We start from the raw sequence: 13535 nt of genomic DNA on the forward strand, positions 1-13535 counted from the left end.
TATAAGGAGGAGATTATGGCGAATTTAAGCGCGACAGAGAGGGGCGGCGCAACCTTGATGACGAGGATACTCTCGTTCTTGGGGCGTTTGTTCGTGGCGCTGGTGATTCCCGCCGTTGCTTTTTTGGTGATATATGGCGGCTTCATCTTCTTGCGCGATAGTGACGCGCCCAAGTGGATTGTTGCTGTGGTAGCCATTGTGTGGGGCGTGGGCGGGGTAGCGCTTTTGTATACGGTGTTTAATGGGTTGGTGGAACGAATGCCGGCAAAATGGACAGCCCTGCTACAGCCATTTGTATTTGTCGGACCGGGCATGGTTATTCTCATCTGGTATCTGGCGCTCCCCGCTGTGCGCACCGGTTGGTTGAGCCTGTTTGACCGTACAGGAACGAATTTCGTTGGTCTCAGCAACTACGTCAGCCTCTTTTCGCAGCGGTTACTGACGGAAGCCATTCGCAACAACGTCCTGTGGATCGTCTTTGGCAGCACCTTCACGGTCGCGTTTGGCCTGTTGGTCGCCGTCCTCGCGGATCGCAGCCGCTTCGAGCGTTTCGCCAAAACGCTCATCTTCCTCCCCATGGCCATCTCCTTCGTCGGCGCGGGCGTCATCTGGAATTTCATGTACTCCATTCGCCCCGGCGACTCTGTGCAAATCGGCTTGCTCAACGCCATCATTACGTCCCTCGGCGGCACGGCCAAAGCGTGGACCGCCTGGACGGCCATTGCTCCCTGGAACAACCTGTTCCTCATTGTCATCGTTATCTGGCTGCAAGCGGGTTTTGCCATGGTCTTGTTTTCGGCGGCATTGAAAGGGATTCCCGATGAGCTTCTCGAAGCAGGGCGTGTGGATGGCGCCACGGAAATTCAAATCTTTTTCCGCATCATGATTCCGTATATCATGGGCACAATCATTACCGTCTGGACCACGATCGTCATTTTCACCTTGAAGATTTTCGACGTGGTTTGGGTGATGACGGGGGGGCAGTTTGGCACGGAGGTGATCGCCACCCAGTTTATCCGCCAATCTTTCGTAGCGAACAACACGGGTATTGGCTCCGCCATTGCCATTATCCTCCTGATTGCGGTCATTCCCGTCATGATCTACAACTTGCGGCAGTTTAGAGAACAGGAGGCATTCTAATGGGTAGTGCGCGCAGACAAAAACTAATCGGCAGCATTTTTGTCAACGGTGGGCTGCTGCTCCTGTGTCTCATCTGGACGGTTCCCACGCTGGGTATTTTCGTGTCATCCTTCCGTTCCCGTAATGACATTCAATCTTCTGGTTGGTGGTCCGTTTTGCCCCATCGCGCCTGGGAAACGACACAAGTGATCGACCCGCGCGCGGAGGGGTTCAACGCGGATGGCCCCATGGAGGTCCAAGGGGTGACGGCGACGTTCGAGGAATTGCGGGCCGGCGTGACCGTACCCGATGGGACGCGCCTGTTGTGGATTGGCAACCGCCGCCTGGGTATGATTGAAGTGCAAGAGAAGAACTGGACGGTGAACTGGGATTTCACGTTGTCCAACTATCAGCAGGTGTTAACGGGGAAGGATTACCAGTTCCAGCGGGCGGATGGCACGATTGAGACCATTCCCGGCGACGATATGTCTGCTTCTTTCTTGAACAGCCTGGCCGTATCCGTGCCCTCGACGGTGATTCCCATCTTGATCGCCGCTTTTGCCGCGTATGCCTTTGCCTGGATGCGGTTTCCGGGGCGGCGTTTGATGTTTGTGCTGGTGGTGGCGATGCTGGTGGTGCCGCTGCAAATTGCGCTCGTTCCTATCTTGAAGGACTACAAGAGTCTGGGACTGAATGGGACGTTCCTGGCTATCTGGCTGGCGCATACGGGCTTTGGTTTGGCGTTGGCGACGTACTTGCTTTACAACTACATCAGCACGCTGCCGCGGGAGACGTTGGAGTCCGCTTTCATTGATGGCGCTTCCCACTTTACGGTGTTTACGCGACTGATTTTGCCGTTGTCCGTGCCGGCATTAGCCTCATTCGCCATCTTCCAATTCCTCTGGGTGTGGAACGACTACCTCGTGGCCCTCGTCTTCCTCGGCGGCAACCCCGAATTCGAAGTCGTCACCCAGCGCCTGGCCGACATCGTCGGCTCGCGCGGCAGCGACTGGCATCTCCTCACCGCCGGCGCATTCGTCACCATGATCCTGCCCCTGGTCGTCTTCATCTCCTTGCAGCGCTATTTCGTGCGTGGACTGCTGGCCGGCTCTGTTAAAGGGTAAGGTTTGGCAAGATTGGACCAATCTCCGAGATTGGTCCAATCTTTAATCTGATCGAACATGACAAAATTGACTTTTCCCCCCGACTTTCTTTGGGGTGTGGCGACTTCCGCTTACCAAATTGAAGGTGCATGGGACGAAGATGGGCGAGGCGAGTCCATTTGGGACCGCTTTGTCCACACCCCCGGGCGCGTGCAGGATGGCGCCACCGGAGACGTGGCCTGCGACCATTATCATCGCTGGCGCGAAGATGTGGCCCTGATGCGGCAGTTGGGCATTCAGGCGTATCGCTTTTCCGTCTCCTGGCCGCGCATTTTGCCGGCAGGGCGTGGTCGCCTGAATCAGGCGGGACTGGATTTCTACGATAGGCTGGTGGATGGTTTGCTGGCGGCGCATATCCTGCCGTTTGTCACGCTGTATCATTGGGAACTGCCGATGACGCTGCAAGACAGGGGCGGCTGGACCAACCGGGAAACGGCGGATGCTTTCGCGGAGTTGGCGCACGTTGTCAGTCAGCGCCTGGGCGACCGTGTGCAACATTGGATTACGCATAATGAGCCGTGGTGTACCAGTTTGTTGAGCCACGAGTTGGGGGAACATGCGCCGGGTTGGCAGGATGGCCGCGCGGCGTTGCAAGTGGCGCACCACGTTCTGCTCTCGCATGGGTTGGCGGTGCGGCGGTTGCGGGCAAACGTGCCAGGGGCGCACGTGGGGATTGCGTTGAATTTTGAGCCGGCCGTGCCGGCATCTTCCAGCCCCGCCGACTATCACGCCGCCCGCATCTGGGACGGCTACTTCAGCCGCTGGTTCCTCGATCCCCTCTACGGACGCCACTATCCCGCCGACATGGTCGCCCACTACCACGCCATCGGCTACCTCCCCCACGGCCTCGACTTCCTCCACCCCGGCGACCTCGACCTGATCGCCGCCCCCACCGACTTCCTCGGCGTCAACTACTACACCCGCCACGTTGCCCGCGCCGCCGACGCGCCAGACAACCGGCCCCAGGAAATTTTCCCCGACCCCCCGGAAGCGCGCACGGAAATGGATTGGGAAGTCTATCCCTCCGGCCTCTATCACCTTCTGAACTGGCTCCACTTCGGCTACCGCATCCCCCAAATCATCATCACCGAAAACGGATGCAGCTACCTGGATGCCCCCGCCGCCGACGGGCGCGTCGCCGACGAGCGGCGCATCCGCTACCTGCGCGGCCACATTGCCGCCGCCCATCGCGCCATCAGCAACGGCGTTCCCCTGGCCGGCTACCTGCAATGGTCCCTCATGGACAACTTCGAGTGGGCGCGCGGCTACACCCAGCGCTTCGGCATCGTCCATGTCGATTATGAAACGCAGCAGCGCACCCCCAAAGACAGCGCCTTCTGGTATCGTGATGTCATCGCCGCCAATGGCCTGGAAATGGAGGAGTAATGGAATCGGTGGACTGTGTTTATGCCGGCAATACCTCAGCTTGGCTCATTCTCCAAGGATGAACCAATCTTGGGGAGAACTAAATTCTGAACGCTCTATCCATTCAGATTGGTTCAATCTCCGAAGATTGAACCAATCTTGACCAACTTCATGGACTGACCCGGCAACTGATGGCTACCTATCACCACCCACAAATTTTACTACCATGACGCAAGACACCCACTGGTATCAAGAAGCCGTATTCTACGAACTGTACATTCGCGCCTTTTGCGACGGAAATGGCGATGGTCACGGAGATTTTCGCGGAGCCATCACCAAGCTGGACCATCTACAATCGCTGGGCGTAAACTGCATCTGGCTCTTGCCCATGTTCCCGTCGCCGCTGAAGGATGATGGCTATGACGTGGCCGATTATTACGACATTCATCCCGACTATGGCACGCTGGCGGATTTTCGGGCTTTCCTGGACGCGGCGCACGAGCGTGGGCTGAAGGTGGTCATTGACCTGGTGATGAACCACACTTCCGACCAGCATCCCTGGTTCCAGGCGGCGCGCCAGGACCCTGACTCTCCGTATCACGACTATTATGTCTGGAGCAAAACGGGCGCGGAGTATGCCGATGCGCGCATTATTTTCATTGATTATGAGCCATCGAACTGGACGTATGACGAGAATGCCGGCAAATACTTCTGGCATCGTTTCTTCCGCACCCAACCCGACCTCAACTACGACAACCCCGCCGTCCACGCGGAAATGTTCAACGTGATTCGCTTCTGGCTGGACATGGGCGTAGACGGCTTTCGCGCCGACGCCGTGCCCTACCTCTATGAGCGGGAAGGAACCAACTGCGAAAATCTGCCGGAAACGCATCAGTTCCTGAAAAAAGTGCGTCGCCTCATTGACGAAGAATATCCGGGGTGCGTCCTCATTGCCGAGGCCAACCAATGGCCCGAAGACTTGCTGCCCTACTTCGGCGATGGCGACGAGTTTCAGGTCTGCTTCCACTTCCCCATCATGCCCCGCCTCTACATGGCCCTGAAACAGCAAAATAAGCAGCCTATCCTGGACATCCTCGCCCGCACGCCACCCATTCCGCCAGGGGCGCAGTGGATGACGTTTTTACGCAACCACGACGAACTCACGCTGGAAATGGTCACGCCGGAGGAACGGCAATGGATGTGGGAGCAGTACGCGCCGGAACCGCGCATGCGCCTGAATATGGGCATCCGGCGGCGGCTGGCCCCCCTGCTGGACAACAACAAACAGCAGTGGCTGCTGCTGCACGCCCTTTTCCTTTCCCTGCCCGGCGCGCCCATCGTTTATTATGGGGATGAAATCGGCATGGGGGATAACGTCTGGCTGCCAGATCGTCACGGTTGCCGCACGCCCATGCAGTGGAACGATAGCCCCAACGGCGGCTTTTCCCCCGCCGAACAGACATATTTTCCCGTAAACGGCGATCCGGAATATGGTTACCGGTACGTCAACGTAGCCGCACAGGAAGAAGACGACGCTTCTTACCTGGCGGCGACGCGGTACCTGTTACACACGCGCCAGGCGCATCCCGCCTTGCGCAATGGCGCATTGAAATGGGTCGAACATCCCGACAACGCCGTATTTGCCTACTGGCGTATCACGCCCGATGAACGAGTTTTGTGCCTGTTCAACCTCAGCAGAGAGGCGCAGTCGATAAGTTTGAATCTGCCGCAATTTAGTGGACGGACCTGCGTTGATTTGCTCAACCCGACGCAGACATGGCTGGTAACGGAATTGCCCGTTGTCATCAAGCTGCGACCACAACGAGGGTATTGGCTCTTGTTCGAGACCTGATTACCTGGTCGTAGTTACGGAAGCAACGAGCCAGAAAGGTCCAGGACAATCTGCCGGCATTGTCGCCTGAGCGACGTAGTTCCCGATCTGGTCGGCGGGGACCTCCCCACCACTCACGTTAGCCACGTCACCAACCTGGACCACAATCTTTCCGGTGTCATCCTTCACCTGAACGTTTTCTCCGGCGACGTTCAGAGAGTAAGATTGCGGCCAGACCAGCAGATAGTTGTTATTGTCGCTATCCTGCACGCGAAGACAATTATCGTCCAGCACCAGTTTCCCTACTGTGAGCGCATCCATGGAATCTGGCTGCGCCTCTTGCTGCTGCGGGAAAAAGGGGTTGATTGGGCTGTCGCCCGTCTTGCTACTCTGGCAGGAAGTGGTGGTCATTGTGTAAAACAGAAACAGGAATAGAAACCAGAAAACTGTTTTGGTTGAGAAGCGAATAGCGTTCATCATCTTTCTTTTGACCTCATGAAAGTCGAAGATTGGTTCAATCATCGTAACACTAACGCACTCTGGAGATTGGATCAATTTTCTGGCTTAGGAATGGCGCTTAAATAAGTTGGTCAAGATTGGTTCAATCTTTGGAGATTGAACCAATCTGAATGGATAAGTTATTGTGACTATACAGGTCATCTGCCCAGATTGGACCAATTTGCTCTGGTTGAATCTTATTGATGTCTACAAAATTGGTCCAATCTCTCGGAGACGTGAATAGTTACAAGTTATTTAAATTTCGTTCCTTAGCAGTTACCAATCTTCAAGATAATTGAACCAATCTTCCTCACGAGTAGACTCTTTTATGGGGCCGTCATGACGCTGACGCTGATACCTGACACGTAGTTGATAGCCATATAGATGGCGTCGTTCGGGTCCGAGCCAGGTGAGCCACTGTGTGTTCCATATGCCGTATTGTTCAGGAACCACGGCCCGCCGCTGTCGCCGCCGGAAGAAAGATCGCCGTACCCGGCGGTGTTGTCAACCCTGATGAACGTGGCGCTGGCGCTGGGGACGTAGCTGGGTTGATAATTCTTGTCGCTGATGTAGCCGCAGGTGTAGTTCGTGGTCATGCCATATTTGCAGACATACCCACCGATGACCTGACTGCTCCGGCTTTTGGTCGCCGTGATGGTACGGGTACTGCCATCGCTCCACCACCGTATCTTATTCACCACGGTGTAGCCGGAGGCCGTATGCCACTGAATATCATAGGAACCCGTATATTTTTCACTCTTGAAGGTCAAACTGGTGCCGCTGTAACTCTGTGTATTTGAGCAGTGAGCGGCGGTGGTGATCCCCTTGGTTCCACTGGAGTTCTTGACTGAGAAGCCACTGGTGCACGTAGACAGGGATAGCCCGCCGTAAATGTCGGCGTTAGGCGTACTCATCGCCGACACGCTGATGATGTCTACCTCTGGAGCCAGCGATACGATTCCCTGTTGAATCGCTTCCACAAGGCGATCCCGCTCAATAACGTACAGTTCAACCCGGTTTGCCGGCACATTAATGCCAGATTCAACCGGTATTCCGATGCGGGCAACCGCGGCCATGGCCGCTGCCTGCGCCTTTTCAAGATCAACGAGCGCCACCTGGGCTGTACGGATTTCGACCAGAGAAGCCAATGCTTCGTCCCGTGTATAGACTGTAATATCCTGCTGTGTCGGGTCGGTGAATTGCACCACAACGCGAAACTCCGGCGTATGTTCAAGCCAGAGTCCGGCGAATGTTGCAGTGGCCTTGCGGCTTAATGTTTCCTCCAGTACCCCGGCGGACTCTTGCACGGCAAAGCGGCGCATAGCCTCCTCCTGGCTGATACCGAATTGATCTGCATAGATCATGGCGTCAAAAGCGATCGGATCCTTTTCCATCGTTGGAACAGACGAATCGGCTGCTACCCGCGCTGCTGCCAGTGGTATTAGCAGCATGGCGATCAGAAGCACAATTACCCAGACATGACTACGTTGCCTACGAAACATATGCTTACTCCTTAAACTAAAGTATTTTGGACCAGTTTCATGCGACGCATGAATGCGGCGCGTTTAGGTCTTTCTCTGGCAGTATAGTGCAGACGCCTGGACGCCAATAGATGCAGGTCACCTGGAAGGGGCAGGCCAACTGATGAAATTTGGCGTGTTGAATGGTGAAAAAATACCACCGCGTAGGCGGATAATCAGCGGTTTGTTATAATGCAGTCTGATCTCGTTGGATGTCCGAACGGAGGGCCATGAATGAATCGAGCTGAATTCGGGAAGTTAATTAAGGTGCTGCGCGAATCGCAAAAGGATGAAAATGATCGCCAGTTGACGCAACAGAAATTGGCCGAAAGCACAGGACTAAGTGAGGCCGTTGTGCGCAATATCGAGACAGGTCGTAAAGCGAATTTGCAGTTAGAGGATTTGCACAGGCTGGCGCAGACCTTTCAGTTGACCACGTTGGAACGACATAAGTTTTTCACTGCTGCCGCGGAAATAGACAAAAAGAGGACGGTTGCTGTTTCACCACAGCAAACATTGCAGGACGTTGTTGCCAGGTTGACCGATGTGCGCTTTCCAGCGTACATCGTGGATGCCTATCATGATATTGTTGCTGCCAACAGCATTATGATCAACGTGTTTGGCATTCCGGTGGACCTGGAAGACGCGGCGACACATCCGATTGCGCTTAACGGGATGCGCACCCTGTTTGATCCCGAGTTCTGCGCTCTGGACCTGATAGGAACAAATGTAGAACATGTTTTGCTTGAGGCTGTCCTGTTCTTTCGATACAGCACCTTGCCGTATCGAGGTACTGATTATTACGTGTACTTGCTAAAGAATCTGAACAAATACAAGAAATTTAAGGATTTCTGGTATCGTGTCCTGGTTTTTACCCCTGATTATGCTGTGCCCGTGCACGTGCGCCACACGGTGAACACCAGGCATGGGCGGCTCAAATATGTGATGACGGTGACGGAGGTGCCGACAGCGGAAACGGAATTGATGGTTATAAACTGTTTGCCCGTTGATGTGCAGACGGCTCAAGTATTTGAACGGATTGCGGCTGCGGCGGGGGTCAAGTGGCCTTTTCTTCTGGCGACGTGGCCGGAGAAGCGTTTCAAATTGTAGCCGTCTCACTGAAAAAACCGGGTTTTTCGATTGTCCGGCGGAAATTACCAGAGTGATTCATGTGTAAAAACCCGGTTTTTGGCCTTTTTTCAGTAGAGTCATATGCGATATGTCTGTTTTCCGCAAAGCTGGCGACGATTGACGAGTCATGGAATTCTACTGGCCTAAACTCTTAACAGGCCCGCTGCGCTTGATGGAGCCGCTGGAGCAAGAGATTTTCCAGCTTCGCTTGCGCCAGTATCTCCCCGATGCGCTGCAACCGCTGCGCCGTTTGTATGGGCAACGGGCGGATTTTGACGCCTGGGTGGCGCGGTTCCTGACGATTGCGGCGCAGGCGTATGTCAGCCGTTCGCCAGAACTGCGGTTGCTGGATTTGCGCCGGGTGTCTGAGCCGGACTGGTTCCAGCAATCGGGGATGGTTGGTTACATTGCGTACGTGGACCGTTTTGCCGGCACGCTCCCCCGTGTCGCCGACCACATCCCCTACCTCAAAGAGCTGGGCATCACCTATCTGCACCTCATGCCCCTGCTGCAACCCCGCCCCAGCCCCAACGATGGCGGCTACGCCGTCATGGATTATCGCGCCGTCAATCCCGAGTTGGGCAGCATGGATGATTTGCGGCAGTTGACGGCGCAGCTGCGGCAGCACAGCATCAGCCTCTGTACAGACCTGGTACTCAACCATACTGCTCGGGAGCATGAATGGGCGCAAAAGGCGTTGGCGGGTGATCCTGTCTATCAGGATTATTACCTGATGTTCCCTGATCGCACGCTGCCTGACCAGTATGAACGGACGCTGCCAGAGGTGTTCCCTGACTTCAAACCCGGCAATTTCACCTATGAAGAAGCGATCGACCGCTGGGTATGGACCACGTTCAACAGCTACCAGTGGGACCTGAACTACGCCAACCCGGCTGTCTTTGCGGAGATGCTGGACATCATGTTGTTCCTGGCGAACCAGGGGGTGGAGATTCTGCGCCTGGATGCGGTGGCCTTTATGTGGAAGCGCATGGGCACGGACAGCCAGAACCAGCCGGAAGCGCATTATCTGTTGCAGGCGTTCCGCGCTCTCACGCGCCTGGCCGCGCCCGGCGTGCTGTTCAAAGCGGAGGCTATTGTGTCGCCGCCGCGGCTGATTCCCTACCTGGGGCGGGGGGAGTCCACGAACCGGGAATGTGAGATCGCCTACCACAATGTGCTGATGGTGTTGATCTGGAGCAGTTTGGCGGAGCGGCGGGTGGTGTTGATGACGCGGGCTTTGCAGGAAATGCCGGCACTTCCCGCATCCGCCGCCTGGATCACCTACATTCGCTGCCACGACGACATCGGCTGGGCCGTCACCGACGAAGACGCCGCTGCCGTTGGTCTCTCCGGCTACCTCCATCGCGCCTTCCTCAGCGACTTCTACAGCGGACGCTTCCCCGACAGCTTTGCCCGTGGCGACACCTTCCAGTTCAACCCCAAAACGGGCGACCGCCGTATCAGCGGCTCCTGTGCCTCCCTGGCCGGCCTGGAAATCGCTCTGGAGAAGCAGGACGCCCGGCTCGTTTCCCTGGCGATTGATCGCATTCTGCTGGCCCACGGCATCATCCTGGCCTTTGGCGGCATTCCCCTGATTTACATGGGGGATGAATTGGGCTTGCTCAACGACCTTAGCTACCGGGACGATCCCGACCTGGCGGACGACAACCGCTGGATGCACCGCCCGCGCATGGATTGGGAGGGAGCAGCGCGGCGTAGCGACTGGCAGCGAGCCACGGGACGCATTTTTCATGGGCTGCGCCGCCAGATTGCCGCGCGTCGTGGGCTGCCGGCATTACACGCACAGGCGCGCACGGAACCGGTCTGGACGCATAACGACGCCGTGTTGGGGCTGCAGCGGGACAGCGCCCGCGGACGCCTGCTCATCCTGGGCAATTTCAGCGAAAAGGCGCAGACAGTGCCCGCCTACCGCTTGCAGGAACTCCGTTTTGCCGGCACGCTCCACGACCATCTCACCGGCCAAAACCTGACCACGTGGCCGGGCATCACCCTGGCCCCGTACCAGGTGATGTGGCTGGAAGCGGAAGCGAACAATTCATCGGTGAATGGGCGCGGTTAACGAGATTGGTTCATTCTCCAAGAATGAACCAATCTTGGATTAGGGGATTAGCAGTGACGATGAGCGAACGATTGTATGGCGGGATTGAAGCGGGGGGGACGAAGTTCGTGTGTACGATTGCGGCGGGACCGGATGATATTCTGGCGGAAGAGCGATTCCCCACGCGCGCGCCGGAGGAGACGCTGGCGCAGGCCATCGCCTTCTTCCGCGCCCAGCCGCCCATTGCCGCCGTGGGCATTGGCGCGTTTGGCCCCGCCGACCCCGATCCCCATTCGCCCACTTTTGGCACCATCACCACCACGCCCAAACCGGGGTGGGCCAACGTCGATTTCGCGGGCGCGATCCGCCGCGCGCTAGGCGTGCCCGTCGGTTTTGACACGGACGTGAATGTGGCGGCGTTGGGTGAATGGCGTTGGGGCGCGGCGCAAGGGCTGGATACATTCGTGTACCTCACGATTGGCACGGGGATTGGCGGCGGTGGCGTGGTGAACGGCCAGATGATGCACGGGTTGATTCACCCGGAGATGGGGCACATGCGCCTCCCTCGCCGTGAAGATCGGTTGCCCTATGGGGCGTTGCTGCCGGCATTTGCCGGCATTTGCCCCTACCACGGTGATTGTCTCGAAGGATTGGCCGCCGGTCCGGCCATCGAGTCCCGCTGGGGCCAAAACGCCGCCACTCTCCCCCCCGACCATCCCGCCTGGGCCATTGAAGCCCATTACCTCGGCCTCGCCCTCAGCAACCTGGTCTGCATCCTCTCCCCCCAGCGCATCATCCTCGGCGGCGGCGTTATGGAACAGCGCCACCTCTTCCCGCTCATCCACGCGGAAGTCCGGCAGACACTAAACGGCTACGTCGCTTCCCCCGCCGTGATGGCGCGGATTGCCGATTACATTGTGCCGCCGGGGTTGGGGAACCGTGCCGGCATGTTGGGCGCCATCGCCCTGGCGCAACAAACCGCCCGCGCCGCTCAGTAACCGTCCGAAGACAATTTTACACTTTTATGGACGGTTACTGACAAGCTATCATGGATAGCCGCTGTCCGCACATTTCCGCTAATTTAATTGCGGACAGCCGCTCACGCCTCCGCGTAGGCAGGCCGTTTGCGCCGCCGCCACAGCCGCACCACCAGATAAACGAGTAGCACGCTGGCAAACAGCATCAAAATGGGCACAATGACGGAAAGCAGCGACATGATGGTCGCCGCGATGTCCTCCAGCAGGCTCACGAACCAGTTGCCCATGCCGGCAGTCGTGGCCGTGACCACCGGGCGCGCCGCCACTTTGGTTGTGTGTACGGTCCCCGCCAGCAGCAGCCCCGCCACCAGTGCCACCACCGGACTGATGTCGTTGATCACGCCCGCGTTGGCGGCGAAGAGGATGGCCCCCGCCGCCGGACGAATGAAGGTTTGCACAATGTCGTTGGCGGAGTCAATTGCCGGCACTTTATCCACCAGCATCTCCACCACCAACAACACCCCCAGCAGCCCGATCACCCACCAACTCGTCAGCAAATCATACGGCTCCGCCAGGCGAATCAAGTCCGTAAAACGGGCCACCAGCGCCACAATCAACAGCGGAATATAGGCATTCAGGCCCGCGCTCGTCGCCAACCCAAAAGCAGCCCCAATTCCCCCTAACGCCGTCACAAAATCCATTTTCTCCCTCCAATCGCCAGGCGCATCACAAGACTATGACAATCCGGGCAATCCTGTCAGCGTTCCAAACAGACTCAGGCGCAGCCACGCACCCGCCATCAGTTCCAATAATGCCAGCGCCAGACCAAAGGTTAATGCCGGCAGCGCCTGCCGCCAGGAAACGTAGCGCCCCTCGCGGCGCAGACCCATCAACAGCAGCATACTGTTAATGGCGCTGAGAACGGCCAGCAGACCTGCTCCGCTGGCTAGCGCCAATACGTACAGCAGCGTCGGCTGGTTGCTCAGCGCCAGCAGCCCAACCACGCCCGCCAGCAGCGCCAGGCCGCCCAACTCGCGCAGCGACCGCAGTGGTGGCTGCCAGCGCGGCGACTGCCACAACGTTTGCGCCAGCGCGGGGGACACAATGCTGCCCATCGCCAGCCCCGCGCCCAACCCCGTCGCCAGTCGTAGCCAGTTTTGCGGTTGATAGAGGTGAGGCGCGCGGGGGAGGAAGTGGCTGTAGGAGTTGAGGCCGTCCACACCCATCACGCCCACCAGGCCCAGCAGCGCCAGCAGCACGGGCAGCCGCGGCAGTGCCGCGTCCCGCTCCCGTCCGGCCAGCAGCGTCACCAGAAATGTTAGCAGCACCCCCAGGTAAATGCCGCTGCAACGGGCGCACAGCGGCATTTGCCGCCCGGCAATGATGATGGAATGGCCCGTAAGACGGTGGCACACCGCCCCGCCGAGAAAATCCAGCGCCCCCAGCGCGTGGTCGTGCGCCAGCGCCGTCGCGTCGCTGGTGACGTAAAACCCAATCAACAGCAGCGCGCCCACGATGACCAACAACGGCAGCCAGCGATTGCGCGCGCGCGGCGCGTTGCGCGTTATCAGCAGCGACGCGGATTCGGGCGCGGGAGGCGGCATGTTGGGTTGCGTCATAAGGACCTTTGAGACTCCTGCTGAATATGGTTTAATAGCGGTGATTACGCTATTCCAGACTGGGGCAGTCTCGGAGACTGTTCCAGTCTCATTCACGCAAGTATGCCTATTTCAGGGCAAGATGACAAAAATCCGCCGGATCGCTGCCGTGGGAACATCTTCCCGGAAGCTGTTGCCCAGGGCCATCATCTGTGACGAAGCTTCCGGGAAGATTATTGCGCATGAGGACATCTTCCCGGAAGCTGTTGCCCAG

11 protein-coding genes are annotated in these 13535 nt (G+C 57.7%); 7 read left to right on the forward strand and 4 right to left on the reverse strand.

The features are described from left to right. Window positions 1-57: 57 nt before the first annotated feature. From H6650_04095 to treS, 4 genes are all read left to right on the forward strand, one after another. Window positions 58-1140 (forward strand): sugar ABC transporter permease, encoded by a 1083-nt coding sequence (locus H6650_04095; GenBank protein ID MCB8951177.1) that lies wholly within the window; start codon window positions 58-60, stop codon window positions 1138-1140. Next, on the forward strand, window positions 1140-2243 hold the full coding sequence (locus H6650_04100; GenBank protein ID MCB8951178.1) for a carbohydrate ABC transporter permease: 1104 nt from the start codon (window positions 1140-1142) through the stop codon (window positions 2241-2243). Before H6650_04095 ends, H6650_04100 begins: the two co-directional genes overlap by 1 nt. 57 nt (window positions 2244-2300) lie before the next feature. Further along, entirely contained in the window at window positions 2301-3668 is a 1368-nt protein-coding gene (locus H6650_04105) for a beta-glucosidase (protein ID MCB8951179.1), read from the forward strand. A 205-nt stretch (window positions 3669-3873) separates the two neighbouring features. Then, entirely contained in the window at window positions 3874-5499 is a 1626-nt protein-coding gene (gene treS / locus H6650_04110; protein ID MCB8951180.1) for a maltose alpha-D-glucosyltransferase, read from the forward strand. Here the strand turns inward: treS and H6650_04115 are convergent, their stop codons facing one another. Both H6650_04115 and H6650_04120 read right to left on the reverse strand, forming a co-directional pair. Continuing rightward, a complete protein-coding gene (locus H6650_04115) occupies window positions 5500-6000 on the reverse strand; it encodes a hypothetical protein (protein MCB8951181.1) in 501 nt (166 codons plus the stop codon). Between the two features lie 302 nt (window positions 6001-6302). Then, a complete protein-coding gene (locus tag H6650_04120; protein ID MCB8951182.1) occupies window positions 6303-7478 on the reverse strand; it encodes a hypothetical protein in 1176 nt (391 codons plus the stop codon). Between the two features lie 252 nt (window positions 7479-7730). Between H6650_04120 and H6650_04125 the strand changes: the two genes are divergently transcribed. The 3 genes from H6650_04125 to H6650_04135 all read left to right on the forward strand — a co-directional run bounded on the left by H6650_04125 (window position 7731) and on the right by H6650_04135 (window position 11684). Further along, on the forward strand, window positions 7731-8606 hold the full coding sequence (locus H6650_04125; protein MCB8951183.1) for a helix-turn-helix domain-containing protein: 876 nt from the start codon (window positions 7731-7733) through the stop codon (window positions 8604-8606). Window positions 8607-8799: 193 nt separating this feature from the next. After that, complete coding sequence (locus H6650_04130) at window positions 8800-10707, forward strand: alpha-amylase (GenBank protein ID MCB8951184.1); 1908 nt, start codon at window positions 8800-8802, stop codon at window positions 10705-10707. A 59-nt stretch (window positions 10708-10766) separates the two neighbouring features. Further along, a complete protein-coding gene (locus H6650_04135) occupies window positions 10767-11684 on the forward strand; it encodes an ROK family protein (GenBank protein MCB8951185.1) in 918 nt (305 codons plus the stop codon). Between the two features lie 101 nt (window positions 11685-11785). Here H6650_04135 and H6650_04140 read toward each other — a convergent pair whose 3' ends face one another. After that, window positions 11786-12364: a DUF4126 domain-containing protein gene (locus tag H6650_04140; GenBank protein MCB8951186.1), complete on the reverse strand. Its 579-nt coding sequence runs from the start codon at window positions 12362-12364 to the stop codon at window positions 11786-11788. 33 nt (window positions 12365-12397) lie between these two features. Beyond that, on the reverse strand, window positions 12398-13282 hold the full coding sequence (locus H6650_04145; protein ID MCB8951187.1) for a DUF2085 domain-containing protein: 885 nt from the start codon (window positions 13280-13282) through the stop codon (window positions 12398-12400). Window positions 13283-13535 lie beyond the last annotated feature (253 nt).

The sequence above is a fragment of the Ardenticatenales bacterium genome, from assembly GCA_020634515.1.
GTDB lineage: Bacteria > Chloroflexota > Anaerolineae > Promineifilales > Promineifilaceae > JAGVTM01.

Coding starts and splice junctions, on each gene's coding strand:
- H6650_04140 (MCB8951186.1), bottom strand. CDS start 12,364: ATGGATTTTGTGACGGCGTTAGGGGGAATTGGGGCTGCTTTTGGGTTG.
- H6650_04095 (MCB8951177.1), top strand. CDS start 58: ATGACGAGGATACTCTCGTTCTTGGGGCGTTTGTTCGTGGCGCTGGTG.
- H6650_04100 (MCB8951178.1), top strand. CDS start 1,140: ATGGGTAGTGCGCGCAGACAAAAACTAATCGGCAGCATTTTTGTCAAC.
- H6650_04130 (MCB8951184.1), top strand. CDS start 8,800: ATGGAGCCGCTGGAGCAAGAGATTTTCCAGCTTCGCTTGCGCCAGTAT.
- H6650_04115 (MCB8951181.1), bottom strand. CDS start 6,000: ATGATTGAACCAATCTTCGACTTTCATGAGGTCAAAAGAAAGATGATG.
- H6650_04125 (MCB8951183.1), top strand. CDS start 7,731: ATGAATCGAGCTGAATTCGGGAAGTTAATTAAGGTGCTGCGCGAATCG.
- H6650_04135 (MCB8951185.1), top strand. CDS start 10,767: ATGAGCGAACGATTGTATGGCGGGATTGAAGCGGGGGGGACGAAGTTC.
- H6650_04120 (MCB8951182.1), bottom strand. CDS start 7,478: ATGTTTCGTAGGCAACGTAGTCATGTCTGGGTAATTGTGCTTCTGATC.
- H6650_04145 (MCB8951187.1), bottom strand. CDS start 13,282: ATGACGCAACCCAACATGCCGCCTCCCGCGCCCGAATCCGCGTCGCTG.
- H6650_04105 (MCB8951179.1), top strand. CDS start 2,301: ATGACAAAATTGACTTTTCCCCCCGACTTTCTTTGGGGTGTGGCGACT.
- treS (MCB8951180.1), top strand. CDS start 3,874: ATGACGCAAGACACCCACTGGTATCAAGAAGCCGTATTCTACGAACTG.